This window comes from Maribacter sp. C-4077 (genome assembly GCF_055378385.1).
Genome location: NZ_AP038807.1, coordinates 1,729,890 through 1,747,073, shown reverse-complemented (window position 1 = coordinate 1,747,073; position 17,184 = coordinate 1,729,890). Strand labels below are relative to the sequence as shown.

Here is a 17,184-nt window from a genome sequence, read left to right as displayed (position 1 = left end):
TTGATAATAAATGAATTATAAAATTAAGAACGTGTGCATTCACTCGCTGTACTCGTTCTCTCATTAAAAATTTTAAAAATTCCCTTTTATGAAGAAATTTTTAAATTTTTTTAATGCTCGTTTCATTCGTAGTTCTATTTTACTCCGGTACTGCCAAAGCCACCGGCTCCCCTAAGGGTTTCGGATAGTTCTTCTACTACCTCCCATTCGGCGCGCTCATGTTTGGCGATAACCATCTGGGCAATACGCTCCCCGTTTTCAATGGTAAAATCTGTGTTTGATAAATTCACCAAAATAACACCGACTTCCCCCCTATAATCCGCATCTATCGTGCCAGGGGCATTCAACACGGTAATTCCCTTTTTGGCCGCCAAACCGCTTCTTGGGCGTACTTGGGCCTCATAACCTATGGGCAACTCTATAAACAGGCCTGTTTTAATAATGGCCCTATCCAACGGTTTTAGGGTAATTGGTTCTGCGATATTGGCCCTGAGGTCCATTCCTGCCGAAGCCTCGGTTTCGTAATGGGGCAGCTCATGTTCTGATTTGTTGATTATCCTAATCTTCATTTTTATTGTTCGCTACTCTTATTTGACAAATACCTTTTTCAAATTCTCGATTTCCATTTTGTACACCAATCCCAAGAAAATCAACAATAAAGGAATCCCTACAAATAAATTTCTATCAAAGATATAGAAGGATATAATTGAAAACAGTATGGAAACTCCTAAGTAAAATATAATTTTTCTGAAATTATAGGGTATGGGATAGTACATACGCCCAAAATAAAAGGACATTAACATCATAGATGCATATGCGACCAAAGTCGCCACGGCAGAAGCCACATAGCTAAAGTATTGTATCAAGGCAACATTTATGATGATGGTGAGAACGGCTCCGATCATTGAAATATAGGCCCCAAACTTGGTTCGATCCGTTACTTTGTACCAGACAGAGAGGTTGTGGTAAATACCCAAGAAAAAACTGGCCAGGATTATGATCGGCACTACGGACATGGCATCCCAATACGAAGTGTCCTGGATAAAGAGTTGTTTTAAAACATCGGCAAATACAACTACGGTCAACAGAATAATACTCCCCAATACCACAAAGTAGTTGGTAATCTGTGCATAGGCCTTCTGAGGATTTTTAGTGTCCGAATGGCTAAAGAAAAAGGGCTCTATTCCTAATCGAAATGCGGTAGCAAAAAGCGTCATGAACAAGGCCAATTTATAGCAGGCCGCATATTTTCCCATTTCACTTTTGGCAATATCGGGCGGTAATAATTCCGATAACAAATACTTATCAAAAACCTCATTTATTGTAAAGGCAATACCAGCGACCATTACCGGCATAGCATAGATCAACATCCGTTTCCATAAATCCACATCAAAAATATACGGCCTTCTAAGGTATACCCGTATCATAAGCAACAGTGTAACCGCGCTGGCAAGTAGATTGGAAATCAGTATGTAGGATATCTCATAATCCTGCACGTACAATTTGTTGAAGAAACCGGCCCCATTCTCAACTGCCAACGATGGGAGAACTAAAAGAAAAAACAGATTTAACCCCAAGTTCAGCGCTACGTTAAGCGTCTTTACCATGGCATATCGCATGGGTTTTTCATTCGCCCTCAACCAAGCAAAGGGAATGATTACCAGGGCATCCAATACTAGGATACATAGCACGTAGTTCATGTACTGGGCCTCTATATTGATGGCAGCGGCAATTGTCTTTTTAAATAACAGACCGATCAAAAGAAATAAGAACGAGGAACCCCCCAACGATAGCAAGGCCGTTGAGACAACCTTCTTTTTGTTCTCAGAATCCTTGTAAAACCTAAAAAAAGCGGTTTCCATACCATAGGCCAAGAAAATATTGAAGATGGCAAACCAAGTAAAAATAAGGGTCACTTCTCCATACGTTCCCGGTGGCATGACCGAGGTATAAATGGGAACCAAAAGGAAGGACAACATCCGCGGGAGCACGGTTGCCAAGCCATAAATCGCCGTTTGTTTAAAAAGTTTTTTAAGCGGATTCAAGCAACTTAGATTGAAGTGTTAAATGTACCTATTTACCTTCGTTATACAAAGTTGGATTTCCCCCCAATCAACACATTTGTTCAATCCTCAACTTGAACCGGGGCCTGCTCGTCCGAGAGTTCCAGTCGTTTCATGGCAATAAATGCCATTAAAAACGCCACCAACAAGAAAAAGGCGGCCAATGTATAGGGCGCACCGGGATAGTAGATTCCTCCGCCGGGACGGATAAAAAAGTAGAATACGGGCGAGAAAACCAACTGACCAAGAATGGCGGTAATGCTCACAAGACCTGTGATGGAACCTTGGAGGTTTCCCTGTTCCTTTTCGGAAACTTGGTTGGAAATGATTCCTTGTACCGTTGGACCGGCAACCCCGCCCAAGGCATACGGGATTAAAAAGGCATATAACATCCATGGTTCCGATGCCAGGGAAAAGAAGAACATGCCTACGGTCCAAAGTAAAAAACCGACCGTGACCACAAATCGCTTTCCAAACTTTTTGACCAGGACACCTACCAATACACCTTGAACGATGGCCACCAAAAGCCCTACTACCATCAAGGATACCCCTATTTCCTTGGGACTCCAATTATAGCGTTCAATTCCGTAGTAAGACCATGTGGAGGGTAGGGCCTGACCGGCCAAATTCGCCAGAAAAAAAGCTAAAATGAGTAAAAGCACCCCCTTGTATTTCCGGAGGGCAAATAAGGAGACCCCGGGAATCATCTTTGTAAGATTGACAGCTCTTCTATTTTCCGGTGTTAGGGATTCAGGCACAAAAAACAATCCGAATAGGAAATTCGCAAAGGTCAGTCCAGCGGCGATGTAAAAGGGTAGGCGGATGTCGATCTCCCCGAAAAAACCGCCCACGCCCGGACCAATGATAAAACCCAGACCAAAAGCGGCACCGATCAATCCAAAGTTCTTGGCCTTGTTCTCTTTGGTGCTAACATCGGCAATATAGGCCGATGCCACCGTAAAACTAGCACCGGTAATACCGGCCAAAAACCTACCCAAGAACAACCAGGTAATACTCGGTGCCCAGGCATGTATCAGGTAATCGATACTTAAACCCAGCAATGCCAGCAAAAGAATAGGGCGCCTTCCAAACTTATCCGAAATCTCGCCTAAAACGGGCGAAAACAAAAATTGCATCCCTGCGAATGCCGTGGTCAACCACATCCCATAGATTACGGCCATGGCCGTCCCTTCGCCGGTTAGTTCCATGATCAAATCTGGGATAATAGGGAGAATGATGCCAATTCCTATAACATCCACCAAAATGGTGACGAAAATAAAGAGTAGGGCCGATTTTCTTGATTTCATAGAAGGGACAAAAGTCGGAAAAAAAGTCTTCTCATGTGCAAATAAAAACCCCAACGTTTCCGAAGGGGTTTTCAATTAAATTATTTAAATCACTTAGTTGTTCAAAGCCTCGGCGCCTCCTACAATCTCGAGTATTTCATTGGTAATGGCCGCTTGTCTTGCCTTGTTATACGTCAATTTCAATTGATCCCGCAATTCCTTGGCATTGTCGGTCGCCTTGTGCATGGCCGTCATTCGTGCTCCATGCTCACTGGCAAAGGAATCCCTAATAGCTTTGTACAACTGTGTTTTCAGGGATTTAGGAATCAATTGCTCCACGATTTCAGCTTTGGAAGGTTCGAACATATAGTCTGAATTACTTCCTTCCTCACCTTCCGCAGGAATAATCGGTAAGAATTGTTCCGTCATGACCAACTGGGTAGCCGCATTCTTGAATTTGTTGTACACGATATCGATGCGGTCATACTCCCCTTTGGCAAACTTTTCCATTAAATCCTCGGCGATTTCCGAAACATTATCAAAGGTCAAATCGTCAAATATCCCATTGTGATTTGAAATCACATTGTAACGCTTTTTTAGATAATCATTCGCCTTTTTTCCGATTGCAACAAAGTCGACTTGCTTACCTGTATAAACGTTTTCTACAAGATGAACGCTCTGTTTTAAGATATTCGAGTTAAAGGCACCACAAAGACCACGGTTGGATGTAATGGAAACCACCAAAACCTTATTGACCGCCCTATTGCTCGCATATACACTACCAGAGTCGCCTTCCAAGCTAGCACTAAGATTCTGAAGCAGCTCCGTTAGTTTATCCGCATAGGGTCTCATGGCGGTAATTGCATCCTGTGCCTTTTTCAACTTTGCGGCAGATACCATTTTCATGGCACTGGTTATCTGCATGGTCGATGACACCGATGTAATCCTGTTCCGTATTTCCTTTAAATTGGCCATGTTTTTAGTAGTTAGTATTTAGTTATTAGTATTTAGACAATCTTTCTCAAAGAAAATCTTAATACTCCATACTCAGTACTATGTTCTTACTTCTTATATTTCGCTGAAAGCTCCTTACAAACCGTTGCAAGCGTATCTGTAACCTCATCGGTCAGTTTACCTGCTTTTAAGGTATCCAATACATCCCTATGCTTGGCGTTCAAGAACTCCAAATAGTCTCGCTCAAACTCCTTTACCTTATCAACGGGAACATCGCGTAGCAAGTTCTTGGAACCGGCGTAAATAATCGCAATTTGATCTTCAACGGTAAAAGGATCGTTCTGGGCTTGCTTCAATATCTCAACGTTCCTACGTCCTTTTTCGATTACGTTCAAGGTAGCCGCATCCAAATCGGAACCAAACTTGGCAAAAGCTTCCAATTCACGGAACTGTGCCTGGTCCAACTTCAAGGTACCGGCCACTTTTTTCATGGATTTAATCTGTGCGTTTCCACCAACACGCGATACGGAAATACCCACGTTGATCGCTGGTCTAACCCCTTGGTTGAACAAATCCTGCTCCAAGAATATCTGTCCGTCCGTAATGGAAATTACGTTGGTTGGAATATAGGCCGATACGTCACCCGCCTGTGTTTCGATAATCGGTAAGGCCGTTAAAGAACCACCTCCCTTTACCATCGGTTTTAATACCTCCGGTAAATCGTTCATATTCTTGGCAATGCTATCGTCATTTATAATCTTAGCGGCACGCTCCAGTAACCTTGAGTGCAGGTAGAAAACGTCCCCTGGATAGGCCTCACGTCCCGGTGGTCTTCTCAACAACAAGGAAACTTCACGATAGGCGACAGCTTGCTTGGACAAATCATCATAAATAATCAAAGCAGGACGACCTGTATCCCTAAAATATTCCCCGATGGATGCACCTGCAAAGGGAGCATATACCTGCATAGGTGCAGGATCTGATGCATTCGCGGCAACAATCGTAGTATACGCCATGGCTCCCCTATCCTCCAATGTCTGGGCAATACCAGCTACAGTAGAAGCTTTTTGGCCCACAGCTACGTAGATACAATAAACAGGCTCACCAGCGTCGTAAAACTCTTTCTGGTTCAAAATGGTATCGATACAAACCGTAGTCTTACCGGTCTGACGGTCACCGATGACCAACTCACGCTGACCTCTACCCACTGGAATCATCGCATCGATGGCCTTGATACCGGATTGCATCGGTTCCGTTACGGGCTCCCTATAGATAACCCCGGGTGCCTTACGCTCCAATGGCATTTCATAGGTTTCTCCGGAAATAGGTCCTTTACCATCGATCGGATTGCCCAAGGTATCCACCACACGGCCTACAATACCTTCACCTACATTGATGGAGGCGATACGTTGTGTTCTCTTTACGGTCGCTCCTTCACCTACGGCTTTGGAAGGACCTAGCAATACAACACCCACATTATCCTCCTCCAAGTTCAAAACGATTCCTTCCAAACCGCCTTCAAACTCCACCAATTCCCCATATTGGGCGTTTGCCAAACCATAGACCCTGGCAATACCATCACCAACTTGCAATACGGTTCCTACTTCGTCCAAAGTAGCGGTTGCATCAAATCCTGATAATTGTTTCTTTAAAATTGCCGATACTTCAGCGGCTTTTACTCCTGCCATTTTTGTTCCTGTTTAAGATAATCCCGTCGACTAGACTCCGGGTAAATTCCATTGCTGGAATATAATTATAGACTGTTTGTAAATTCTCTTTTTAGATTGTTCAGTTTGTTGGAAACGCTTGCGTCGTATTGCAAATCCCCTACCCTTAAAATAAAGCCTCCGATGATACTCTCATCGATTTTATTTTCTAAGGTCACTTCCTTACCTGTAATGGACGCCACCTGTTTCAACAACTGCTTTTCCAAATCTGCCGTCATGGGAACCGCCGTGGTTACATAGGCCACGTCCTTTCCTTTCAGCGATTCGTTTAGAATGATATACTTTAATGCGACTTCGTTCAACAAGGAAACCCTTTTGTTCTCCACCAACATGTTCATCAGCCCTTCGGAAATGGCATGGGAACCTTTGAAAACTTCCTTTAGAACATCCTTTTTGGCCGAACCGGAAATCACCGGATTGGAAAGCATATCCCGAAGCTCTTTACTATCTGAAACAGTGCTTACCACGGAGCGCATGTCCTTTTCCACGGCATCCGTAGCCTTGTTCTCAACCGCTAAATCCAATATGGCTTTGGCGTATCGTACCGCCGCTCTAGAATCACTCATTTTAATTCAATTTGATGTCACCCAACATCTTCTCCACCAACTTCAACTGCTTATCCTTACCGGATAGCTCCTCCGTGATTACTTTTTCCGCTATGGAAACCGAAAGTTCAGCAACCTGACTTTTTAGCTCCGCCACTGCCGCCTTCTTTTCACTTTCAATGGTCTCCTGCGCCTGCTTGATCATTTTATCGCCCTCTATCTTCGCCTGCTCCTTGGAATCCGCGATCATTTTCTCCTTGATCTCACGGGCCTCCTTCAACATCGCCTCACGCTCCGCACGGGCCTCCTGTAGCATTCTATCGTTATCCGCTTGCAGGTTTTGCATTTCCGCCTTGGCCCTTTCTGCAGCGGCCAATGCTTCTTGGATACCATTCTCTCTTTCATTAAGCGAGTTAAGAATAGGTTTCCAAGCAAATCTCACCAATAGGAATATCAGTCCTAACAATAAAATGGTCTGTACGACAAATAGACCTGGTGAAAAATCGTTTATTAATGTTTCCATTTATTTTGAATTTTTATACGAATCAATGATTAAAAAACACATCCTGCAACCAACCGTTGCAGGAAAATGCTTTTTGGCTTAACGTTCTTATTTTCCTAAGAACAAGGCACCGAATGCCAAACCTTCCAAAAGTGCAGCGATGATGATCATCGCAGTTTGGATTTTACCGGTCGCTTCTGGTTGACGGGCAATACCTTCCATTGCCTTACCACCAATCTGACCAAGTCCAATACCTGCTCCAATTACGATCAAACCTGCTCCAATTAAATTGTACATAGTAAACTGATTTATATATTAAATTAAAAACACTCTTAAATAAAATCCGCCCTTACATCTTCCTCGTCCGGAATTTCATGGCCGTTAGCGTCATGATGGTGTTCATGATCATGTTCGGCCACCGCCATCCCAATAAACAATGCTGATAGCATCGTAAAAATATAGGCCTGTAAAAAGGCAACCAATACCTCGATAAGGGTTATGAAAAACGACAGTATCAATGAAAGTCCGGTAGCTCCTACCACTCCCAAACTATCCTTGAGGGTGAACATTATGGCGATCAAGCTCATTACCACAATGTGCCCCGCAGATATATTCGCAAACAATCGGACCAATAACGAAAAAGGTTTGATCAAAAAGGCACCCGCCAATTCGATGATGGCCAAGACCGGTCTGATCAAAACGGGTACCCCGGGCATCCATAACATGTGCATCCAGTAGTCCTTGTTTCCACTAAATGTATATATTATTAACGTGAGAATAGCCAAAGCTGCAGTAACTGCCAACTGTCCCGTAACATTAAACCCAAAAGGCGTAAGCCCCAATAGGTTCAATATCCATATAAAAAAGAATACGGTAAGTAGATACCCCGTAAACTGTCTGTATTTTTTTTCACCGATGTTTGGCTTGGCAATCTCGTCCCTAACATAAATGACCAAAGGTTCCAATACACGGCCAAAACCTGTGGGTACGCTTTTGTTTTTATACTGTCTAGCCAAAGAGGAGAAGGCCCACAACATGAACAACCCAACCAATAGAATTCCAACAACACTTTTAGTAATGGAAAAATCCAACACCTTGTGTGCATTGGTCGCGTGATGGCTCTCATCCAGGTTTACCGATGTGGCACCAGCTTCCAACTCGTAAATTTTACTGTGCAGTTTTACAAATTTGGAACCGTTTTTTTCCACGATTACCTCGCCATTGTCATCGTGATGAAATTCAGAGGACATAAAAGTAGCCAAGCCATTACTGGACCAAACGATTACGGGTAACGGAAAACCTACGTGTTTTCTTTCGCCTTCATCGTTTGTATAGGAGAACAAATGGAAGTCGTGGGAGTCCTTGATGTGGTGATTTATATATTCCGATACTTCCTCTTTCGTGTCAACAGCACCTTCATCTTGACCTTCGGAGAACGCAAAACTTTGGAGTGAACTTACTATTGCCGTAAACAATACTAGATTTCTTATCACTTTGGAAACTTCCTTCATTATTTCTTTATCAAAAATTATGCTCCTGAAAATTTGCGCAAAAGTAGTCAATCTAGATGTAATACAAAGAATTTTAAAGGCTTAAAATTCGACCTTATTTTTCACGCATGATTTTTGAAACAAAAATCACTTCCAAAGTCAAGAATATAATAATAGGAAGTAGCATCATAGCCCTGTAAAAATGGGGAAGTGGTTGATCTCCCATGAGTTGCGGAAAGAACATAGCGGTAAAAACCACAATCTTGAAAACTAACATCCCTATATACAAAAAACCCAATTGTTCAAAGACTTTTTGATTTTTTGAAAGGATTTGAAAGGCAATTACCAACAGTAAAGAGAAGAAAAAATGGAATATATAGGACTGTTCCAACAACTGTAAAAAGTCAGTTTCCAAATCCATCAAAACCGTTTGGCCCAAAAAAGAAATCGTGCCCACCATAATGAACACGATCGTATATAAAAGAATCTTTCTGAACAATTGCCTATTTATTTAAGGACATCACCTTTTTAATGACCAGATATATGGACAAAAATACGGCAAGTAAGGTAATGGTGTCCTCTAAAAAGGTTTTTTGAAATTTTTCATCCAGCCAGGCGCCCAATAAATTCCCCAAATATATGGTTGCGCCCATTTGTATGGCAATCCCGGAAAGACTTGCCGCGGTGCGCAATAAATTGGAATCGTTACGAGGCTTTTGCTGGCTCATTTTTTGTGTTCATGGAAGGTTTAAAACTTCCAGAATTGCTAGCTCCGGCCTTTCCTCCGCCCATGGTACAGGAAGCGTTGAAAGTAGCCCCGGGCTCTACGGCCAATTTGGAAACGGATACCGTTCCTTCAATTACTGCGGAAGATTTTAGGGAAAGTAGGTCGGACACCAAAAGCTCCCCATTGAAACTGCCTTCTATATCGGCATTTACACATTCCACCTTACCATGGATATACCCATCCTTTCCAATGACCACCTTGCCGGAAGTCTTCACATTGCCATCCAGCTTGCCGTCAATCCGGAAATCCGCTTCGGAGATGATATCCCCTTTTATTTTCGTATTCTTTTCGATTCTGTTTGGTTGTCCTCCTATTTCGCTCATAGTTCTAGGTTTTTGTTTATCTGAAAACATTGTTCAAGGTTTTGGGGTTAAAAGTGTATTTCTGTATGCCTCTAAATTCTTATGTACTTGGATTATTTTATAGTTGTCCGATAAAATTACGAAATTCTCATCAGCCACCCGGTAATCCTTATTGTTTTTTAAAAGTTCCGAATAGCCCAATGCAAAGTCCTTGGATTTGAAACCGTGGACCACCACAAATTGGTCTTCCAGATTGTATATGTCCTTGGATACGATGTTCTTGTATTTTAAATCTACAATGGACTTTTCCAAGAGCTCCATCAATTTCAACGCCTTGTCATTATTGCTCCTCTTGAACGGAAAGACCACTTTCCAGTTCGATGTTCCCGTGGAGCCCGTTTCAGGCGAAAATTCCGTGGGTTCCAGTTTGGGAAGTTGCTCCGCCACCATCTGTTCCGCCTTTTTGCCTTCGGGGCTGTTTGGATAGGTAAGCGCCACATAGTTGAGGGCTTCCTTAAATTCTTCAAATCCCTGCAACCTACCAATGGCATTGGCCTTCAACATTTCGAACTTTGGCACGATGGGGTCTCCAGTAAACCGATTTATATTCTCCTCCGAACCGGTAATGACCTGTAAAAACTGTTGGTCCTGAAATTTTTTGAACAAAAGTTGGTACCTGTTTTCCGGACTGTCACTATCATCGGCAAGCTCTGCCTGTGGGTTCAATAATATCTCCGCATAACGGGAACCGGCATGGTTTGCAATGATATCCGCCTTCATGGAAGCCATCAACGGACTGTTCTCAGCCTCGTAGATTTTATACAAATTGTATTTGGAGGGAAGTATCAAACGCTCTTCCGGATTGGACGCCAGCACATTTTCAAGCTTTTCTGCAGCCAACAGGTTTTCATTGAACTTTTCCTTATAAATAAGCCCTAACTGATAATTGGCAAAATTTCGTTCCGTTTTAAGGCTATCTATTACCGTTTCCTCCTTGGGAACCCTATCCATATAAAAGTCCAACGAGAACTTTTCATCCTCTGTAACGGCAGCATCAGGGTCGTTATTTGCCGCTATGGCCTCTCCCGTAGCTTCGGATATATTGGAAACCGCCTTGTTGGACCAACGCCAGTCATCGGCCAGTTCCCTATTGCCCCATCGGTTCTTAAAATCGTTCTGGCCGTATCCCAGACTGGTAATATTGTAAAAGTAAAATTTACCTTGGTTCTCCTTGCCTCCCTTAGATTTGGCGAAGGTCGCAAAACCATCGGTCAGCTTGTCCCTTTCCTTTTTCTGTGCCGCTTCCTTGGCCGCTTGTAAATCGGCAATATGCTTTTCAAAATAGGCGATTCGGTCGTCTATGGGCATTTCGTAGATGGTTATGACACTATCCGTGTACTGAACGATATCCTCATATTTGATAACGTCCTCTAGGTTGTCCAATTTCTTTTTGATGGTGCGGTACTTTTTGGTGTTTTCATCCAAATTCACAAGCACACTATCGTAATAGGCCCCGGCATTTTTATACTGATTTTCGTCGAAATTGTATTCCGCCAAATTCTCATAATTGAGGGCGTTCAGTTTAGGCTCGTTCTGCGTAGCCCGGAGCGATTTGTTGAAATAGGCCAACGCCAGACTATCGGAGCCTTGTCCCAAATGGAATTCGGCTATTTGCCTATAAATATTGTCCAAGAAAGGCCTATTTTCCCTGTTCTCCTCCAACTCCGTCAGGTACTCCAGCATTTCCTCCTGATTTTCGGAAGTGATGGCCGTATTCCTTATTTTTTGGATTTCGGCATTGATCATATACACCCTGGGCGATTTTCTATTGAGGTCGATCACCTTATCAAAGGCATAATTAGCACTGTCCTTATAGCCCAACTGATTGTACAATTGCCCAATGATATAATAATATCGGCCTTTCTCCGGATTCTTTTTGGTGTAATAGGAGGCCACCTTTAATTGTTGAATGGCCGTATCCGGCGCGTTCAGGTTGATGTAGGCCTGTGCGAGCATGGCCCGGGCATCCGCATATTCCTGGTCCTTTAGGGTCTCAAACTTCATCAACCGCTTTAGGTTCTTGATGGCCAGCTCCTCATTTTCGAGCCTGATATTTACCTTTTCCCTCCAAATACTGGCTTCGTTCAGCTTATTGCTTTCCGTGTATTTGTTGAGGATATAATTAAAGGATTCCAATGCCGGGATGTAACGTTCATCAAAATAGCGGGCCTTGCCCAACAACAAAAATGCCTCATCGGTCTGCGGATTGCGTTCCTCGTCCTTGATGTCCATGCTATGCTTCTGGATGGCCTTGGTCGCCTTTTCCTCGGCAATAATAAAGTTTGGGTTGTTATCCTCCGAATCCAATTTAACCTCTCCCGATACCTCCAAACGCTCTATGGGCAGTATTTCCCAATAATCGTCCTTGTAGGAATCGTTCAACGTGGCCCTACCCTCTTCAAAAGCGATATTGCCGTTGTACAGAGTATTGTACTTGGTATTCAAGGCGTGCCAATTGCGATTTATAAAGGCGTCCTTTTTCGTGGAACAGGCATTGAAGAGTACGGTTCCTAGAATAAGCGATAAAAAAAGTTTGTTTCTGTAGTTCAAAATAGACGGTCTACGTATGTATGCATAACTGAAAAACATCCATATTATTATACGCTTCATCGACAAATGGCCACTTTGTTTTGGAGATTATGGGCCGATATTTATTTCAGGGGCCGATGATTTACCGACTATCCAGTTTGTTTCTTAGAATTTTATACCGATTTTAAAAGGAAAAAAGGTCTTTTGCCGATGCTATTTGGAACAATATCGGAATCCGTTTCAAGAATAGGGACTCGATAAAAACAAAAAACCGACTGAAGCGTCGGTTTTACTCTTTAGACCTGTCAGGTTTAGATTATCCCGCAAAAAACGCCTCCAATTCCCTTAAGGTTTCTGTAGAGGTTTTGATGTCCTTGACCACTTGGCCCTTGTTCAATACCACAATACGCTCGCAGACTTCGGTCACATGGATCAAATCATGGCTGGACACCAAGACCGTAACGTCCTCCTTGGCGGCCAAGTCCTTGATGATGCCCTTCAAACGGATTTGCGTGGTAGGGTCGAGATTGGCAAAAGGCTCGTCCAAGATAACCACTTGCGGATTTCCAATAAAAGAAGCTACAATACCCGCTTTTTTTTGGTTACCCTTGGAAAGGTCCCGTAGGTACTTCTTTTGCCCCAAGATTTCTCCATGGAAAAAATCCTCGAACTGTGCCAACAATGCATCGACATCGGCCTTGTTCTGTCCGCGTAAATCCCCGATAAAGTAGAAATACTCTTCCGGCATCAAATACCCTATCAAAAAAGTCTCATCGATAAAAGAGGAAGTGATAGGTTTCCAATCTTCACTTACGTTTACCTGTATCCCATTGTTCTCAATATGTCCTGTAGTAGGTTGTATCAAATCCAACAACAAGCTGAAAAAGGTGGTTTTACCCGCACCATTGTTTCCAACCAATCCAAAGCTTTGTCCTGTTGGGATTTCGAGATTTTCTATGTTCAAAACGGTCTGAGTGCCGTATTTCTTGCTTAAATTTTGTACTGTTATCATGGGTTTTTTGGTTTCAAGTTTCAAGTTTCAGGTTTCACATCCAGCGTCCAGCGTCTAAAAGACTAACTATTTTTCTCCTTAAATCCGGCAATCATGCCATATTTCTTTTTTCGGTACTGTACTGTGACCTTATCCATAAGGGTATTTTTAAGGACCAAACCGATGAGTCCGAGGACGCACAGCACTGTGACACCCACTGTCACCGAAAAGAGGTAATAGAAAAGACTGAATATGAGTATTGGAACAATAAGCACGGGAACCATAATCAAAAACTGATTGGCGCTCGTCCCTTGCATGTTCCCAAACGGACTCTGATCCAATTCGATTCTTTTTTTATTGAACGATCCAAAAAATAAAATGACAGGGATATTTACGCCTAAATTGTATAGCGCGCATCCAAAGTTGATGGCCAAGGCCTCCCACCCAAAATAAGCATAGGGTATGGTAAGCAAGAACATAAAAATCACACTGACCGAAATCAACAATGCCTTCGACTCCAAGTACTTTCGCAACGGTATATTTTGGGACATCATCATGCTGTAATAACTACTGTCCCAAGCTGGGATAAACTGTCCGAAATTACTCAGGAAAATACCGGTCATAAAAACGCCCAAAAAGGCTTTCATGGGCATCATGTTGGCATAAATTTCCTGGGTATAGAATATGAGGCCATAAAACACAAACAAAAGGGATATCCAAACCTGGGATTTTGTTCGTTTGTTCCGCCAAATCATTTTTAAATCCAGTTGAAGAAAGGTTCCCAAATCCCCAAAACGCTTTGTCCAGGCCAAATCACTGGTATTGGCCTGTACCTTTTTAGGTTTTAAAGTGGAGTCCAAGTATATCTTATCATGGAGAAACTTATAGTTGATGTAATAGATGAAAACCGCTAAGACCAACGGAACCAAAACTGTTATAGGATACGCGTACAACCCATGAAATATAGGGCCAAACACCTCCTTCACAGAGAAAATCCCAAAATAATCCAAGGCATAAGATATTACAATGATACCTCCTATAACAGCTAGTGCTTTATCACTTTTGTTTATAAGAAGGTTTAGGTAATTGATGCTCAACACAATCGCCATAATGGCTATCAGCCAAAGGAATACATTGATTCCAGAATATCCTTGAAATAGAAGAACAATGCAAAATGGCACAAAGAAGAAAAGCGACAATAAATTGTACATGGAGGCCGCAGAACGACCTAAAATATAGTGCGCTATGGAGCTCTTTTTAACGGGTGTGGTCAAAAAGGGCTTAATGTCCATCACGGGAAGTTTCTGCATGAAATACCGCAAAAACAGTTCAATCAGCACCCAGTAAATCAGATACTGACTCAAGGTCCACATAGGACTTTGGTCCGGTACGGCTTTTCTGAGTATAAAATACATCCCAGCACCAGAAGCTGCCAATACAACAAGCATGTAGACTGCGAAAAAGCCCATGAGAATCTTTACGGCAAGGCTTTTGCCAAAATTGGCCGACCTAAAAAAGGATTTCCATTGTAGGGAAGCAAATCGTTTAAACATAAGGGTTGGATGTTGTTGTTCGGTCCATAAGTAAACCAAAAATGGAAAATGTTACAAAAACTAGGAGATTTTATATTCCGGATAGGTTTCTGCCAATATATCATCTGCTTTTGATGGAATGACATATCCGCAAATTTTAAGCAAAAGCCACATACTTACAATTAATAAAGATAATGCCAATTGAAAATACAGATTATCCATAAGACCATGTACCCATTTGAGGTTCCAAAAATTCATTGGGATTAAGAATAAACTCGAAAGCACACCTTGTTGATATATTATCTCTTGGAGCACCCATTTACGCCAAGTTCCCTCCATACGCTTCTTCAATTGAAACGTTCTATATAGCATAACAAGGGAAAAGCCTATAAATATCCCCGAAACTATGCCTTTTTTTAGTTCACCTGGAGGAAGCATTTTCAGCATAGCAAATATGCCTATAACAAAGGTCAGGGTCGCTATTATCCTAGGGAGGGACCACCACTCCTTAAAATGACGCCAGATAATGCCTCGGTACCTTTTGGACATGGCTTTTCTGCGTTGGGCAATTACATCCTCAAAACCGAAAACACCAAATTTTTTGAACTCAAGGTTTTTAGCTTCTTCAAAAGTAAGACCGGGTTTCTCTTCCCATTGCTTTTCAATACCGGTGGCCAAATGATCTACCAATTCCAGTTGTAAATCATAGTATTCCACATAATGGGCTCTAGTAAATTTAAATAGCTCTTCAATTTGGTTTTGGGTGAGTTTCATAAGGCTCATTTTATTGAATACTCCATTTCGGATTAACCAGTTGCTGCATACTTCGTATAAAATCCTCCAATTCGGCCAACCTATTAACAGTTTCCTTTTCCCCTTGTTCTGTAAGTTTATAGTATTTACGCAGTCTGTTATCCACCCTGGCAACTTCCACATCCAACAAGCCTTCTGCTTCCAATTTGTGTAACGCCGGATATAAGGCACCTTCTGTAATGTTCAATTCCCCCTTGGAAAGCTCCTTGACCTTTTGGGTAATTTCATAGCCATACATCTTACCTTCCTCATCCAACAATTTTAAGATTATGGTGTTCAGACTACCTTTATATAATTTCGAATTCCCCATTTTCTCCAGTACGATTCAATTTTTCATTGACTAATATACATAAATTTCTTATGCATAAGATTTTTAGGTATTCTTTTTTACCTTTCCCATTTCATTTCCCTCCTTCTTTCCTTAATTTTGCATTCTATTTCTAGATTGGATAATTATGGCAGATTTTTACGCATTGACCGTTAAAAACATTAAAAAACTAACCCCTAATTCCGTGGCCGTCACCTTTGAGATCCCAAAGGATTTGGTGCAGACCTTTTTGTTTACGGCCGGGCAGTACATCACCATAAAAAAAGAAATTAAGGGCAAGGAACTGCGTAGGGCCTACTCCATCAGTTCTTCCCCCAAGAAAGACCATATTACCATCGGTATAAAAAAGGTGGATAATGGCGGTTTTTCACATTATGCCAATACGAAATTAAAGGTAGGCGACACCTTGGAAGTCATGCCGCCCGAAGGTAGGTTTTCCTATAAACCTTCCGGAAATCCTCAAAATGTGGCGGCCTTTGCCGCGGGTAGTGGTATTACCCCTATCATGAGCATTGCCAAATCCGTATTGGATGGAAATCCAAAAAATACTTTTGTATTGGTATATGGTAATAAATCCTACGAGGAAACCATGTTTTACACGGATTTGGTGAAGCTAGAACTCGATTATACCAATAGGTTTTTTGTCTATTTCATCAACAGTCAGACCCGGGAGGACAAGGCCCTTTTCGGTCGTATAGATACATCGACCGTTAACTATGCCCTTAAAAACAAGCATGCCAATACGGAGTTTGACGGATACTATCTCTGTGGACCCCATGAAATGATCGAGAACGTAAAGGATACCTTGTTGGACAATGACGTCCCAAATGAGAAAATACATTTTGAATTATTTACCGCCACTGAAATAAAGGATGAACTACCCACTCTTCCCGATGGGCAAACCTCGTTGACGATTACCTTGGACGATGAGGAGTTTCAACTTACAATGGATAAAAAAACGACCGTGTTGGATGCCGTTCTTAAGGAAAATATCGATGCCCCGTACTCTTGCCAGGGTGGGGTCTGTAGCAGCTGTATCGCACGTATCACGGAAGGAAAAGCGGAAATGGCCGTAAACCAAATCCTAACGGACAGTGAAATCGCCGAGGGCTTAGTGCTTACGTGCCAAGCGCATCCTACCACACCTACACTTAAGGTAGATTATGATGATGTGTAAGCGCCCTTAAGCTCTCCTGGCGTAAGCGAATTACAACATAAAATGCTATTTTGGCATTGATTGGTTCGTTCTATAATATATGGATACCTCCTTCTTCA

18 protein-coding genes are annotated in these 17,184 nt (G+C 42.3%); 1 reads left to right on the top strand and 17 read right to left on the bottom strand.

The annotated features are described in order from the left end of the window. Window positions 1-134 precede the first annotated feature (134 nt). The 17 genes from dut to ACZ41C_RS07445 all read right to left on the bottom strand — a co-directional run bounded on the left by dut (window position 135) and on the right by ACZ41C_RS07445 (window position 15,891). Window positions 135-569, bottom strand: coding sequence for a dUTP diphosphatase (gene dut, locus ACZ41C_RS07525; protein WP_138256594.1), 435 nt, complete (start codon window positions 567-569; stop codon window positions 135-137). A gap of 18 nt (window positions 570-587) precedes the next feature. Next, window positions 588-2,045 (bottom strand): lipopolysaccharide biosynthesis protein, encoded by a 1,458-nt coding sequence (locus ACZ41C_RS07520; RefSeq protein ID WP_464565286.1) that lies wholly within the window; start codon window positions 2,043-2,045, stop codon window positions 588-590. An 80-nt stretch (window positions 2,046-2,125) separates the two neighbouring features. Further along, window positions 2,126-3,370 carry a TCR/Tet family MFS transporter gene (locus ACZ41C_RS07515; RefSeq protein WP_464565284.1) on the bottom strand — a complete coding sequence of 415 codons (1,245 nt, stop codon included), beginning with the start codon at window positions 3,368-3,370 and terminating at the stop codon, window positions 2,126-2,128. Window positions 3,371-3,463: 93 nt separating this feature from the next. Further along, window positions 3,464-4,324 carry an ATP synthase F1 subunit gamma gene (gene atpG / locus ACZ41C_RS07510; protein WP_464565282.1) on the bottom strand — a complete coding sequence of 287 codons (861 nt, stop codon included), beginning with the start codon at window positions 4,322-4,324 and terminating at the stop codon, window positions 3,464-3,466. A gap of 86 nt (window positions 4,325-4,410) precedes the next feature. Continuing rightward, window positions 4,411-5,991 carry a F0F1 ATP synthase subunit alpha gene (atpA, locus tag ACZ41C_RS07505; protein WP_138256598.1) on the bottom strand — a complete coding sequence of 527 codons (1,581 nt, stop codon included), beginning with the start codon at window positions 5,989-5,991 and terminating at the stop codon, window positions 4,411-4,413. A 65-nt stretch (window positions 5,992-6,056) separates the two neighbouring features. After that, window positions 6,057-6,596, bottom strand: a complete 540-nt coding sequence (gene atpH / locus ACZ41C_RS07500) for an ATP synthase F1 subunit delta (protein ID WP_272635849.1) — start codon at window positions 6,594-6,596, stop codon at window positions 6,057-6,059. Between the two features lies 1 nt (window position 6,597). Next, window positions 6,598-7,098 carry a F0F1 ATP synthase subunit B gene (locus tag ACZ41C_RS07495; RefSeq protein WP_464565280.1) on the bottom strand — a complete coding sequence of 167 codons (501 nt, stop codon included), beginning with the start codon at window positions 7,096-7,098 and terminating at the stop codon, window positions 6,598-6,600. Between the two features lie 87 nt (window positions 7,099-7,185). Beyond that, window positions 7,186-7,374 (bottom strand): ATP synthase F0 subunit C, encoded by a 189-nt coding sequence (atpE, locus tag ACZ41C_RS07490; protein WP_013993139.1) that lies wholly within the window; start codon window positions 7,372-7,374, stop codon window positions 7,186-7,188. Between the two features lie 35 nt (window positions 7,375-7,409). Further along, window positions 7,410-8,588, bottom strand: a complete 1,179-nt coding sequence (atpB, locus tag ACZ41C_RS07485) for a F0F1 ATP synthase subunit A (RefSeq protein ID WP_464565275.1) — start codon at window positions 8,586-8,588, stop codon at window positions 7,410-7,412. 94 nt (window positions 8,589-8,682) lie between these two features. Next, on the bottom strand, window positions 8,683-9,066 hold the full coding sequence (locus ACZ41C_RS07480) for a DUF6168 family protein (protein WP_464565273.1): 384 nt from the start codon (window positions 9,064-9,066) through the stop codon (window positions 8,683-8,685). Window positions 9,067-9,070: 4 nt separating this feature from the next. After that, complete coding sequence (locus tag ACZ41C_RS07475) at window positions 9,071-9,295, bottom strand: AtpZ/AtpI family protein (protein WP_138256603.1); 225 nt, start codon at window positions 9,293-9,295, stop codon at window positions 9,071-9,073. Beyond that, a complete protein-coding gene (locus ACZ41C_RS07470; RefSeq protein WP_138256604.1) occupies window positions 9,273-9,707 on the bottom strand; it encodes a bactofilin family protein in 435 nt (144 codons plus the stop codon). The genes ACZ41C_RS07475 and ACZ41C_RS07470 overlap by 23 nt, the downstream gene beginning before the upstream one ends. A gap of 3 nt (window positions 9,708-9,710) precedes the next feature. Then, window positions 9,711-12,266 (bottom strand): type IX secretion system periplasmic lipoprotein PorW/SprE, encoded by a 2,556-nt coding sequence (gene porW, locus ACZ41C_RS07465; RefSeq protein WP_464565729.1) that lies wholly within the window; start codon window positions 12,264-12,266, stop codon window positions 9,711-9,713. Between the two features lie 295 nt (window positions 12,267-12,561). Then, on the bottom strand, window positions 12,562-13,257 hold the full coding sequence (locus tag ACZ41C_RS07460) for an ABC transporter ATP-binding protein (protein ID WP_464565270.1): 696 nt from the start codon (window positions 13,255-13,257) through the stop codon (window positions 12,562-12,564). Between the two features lie 62 nt (window positions 13,258-13,319). Next, complete coding sequence (locus ACZ41C_RS07455) at window positions 13,320-14,789, bottom strand: DUF5687 family protein (protein ID WP_138256606.1); 1,470 nt, start codon at window positions 14,787-14,789, stop codon at window positions 13,320-13,322. Between the two features lie 60 nt (window positions 14,790-14,849). Beyond that, window positions 14,850-15,542, bottom strand: coding sequence for a hypothetical protein (locus ACZ41C_RS07450; RefSeq protein WP_464565268.1), 693 nt, complete (start codon window positions 15,540-15,542; stop codon window positions 14,850-14,852). 10 nt (window positions 15,543-15,552) lie between these two features. Further along, on the bottom strand, window positions 15,553-15,891 hold the full coding sequence (locus ACZ41C_RS07445) for a PadR family transcriptional regulator (protein ID WP_464565266.1): 339 nt from the start codon (window positions 15,889-15,891) through the stop codon (window positions 15,553-15,555). A gap of 145 nt (window positions 15,892-16,036) precedes the next feature. Here ACZ41C_RS07445 and ACZ41C_RS07440 point away from each other — a divergent pair, with 145 nt between their 5' ends. After that, window positions 16,037-17,086, top strand: coding sequence for a 2Fe-2S iron-sulfur cluster-binding protein (locus tag ACZ41C_RS07440; protein ID WP_464565264.1), 1,050 nt, complete (start codon window positions 16,037-16,039; stop codon window positions 17,084-17,086). The last annotated feature ends 98 nt before the right edge of the window (window positions 17,087-17,184 follow it).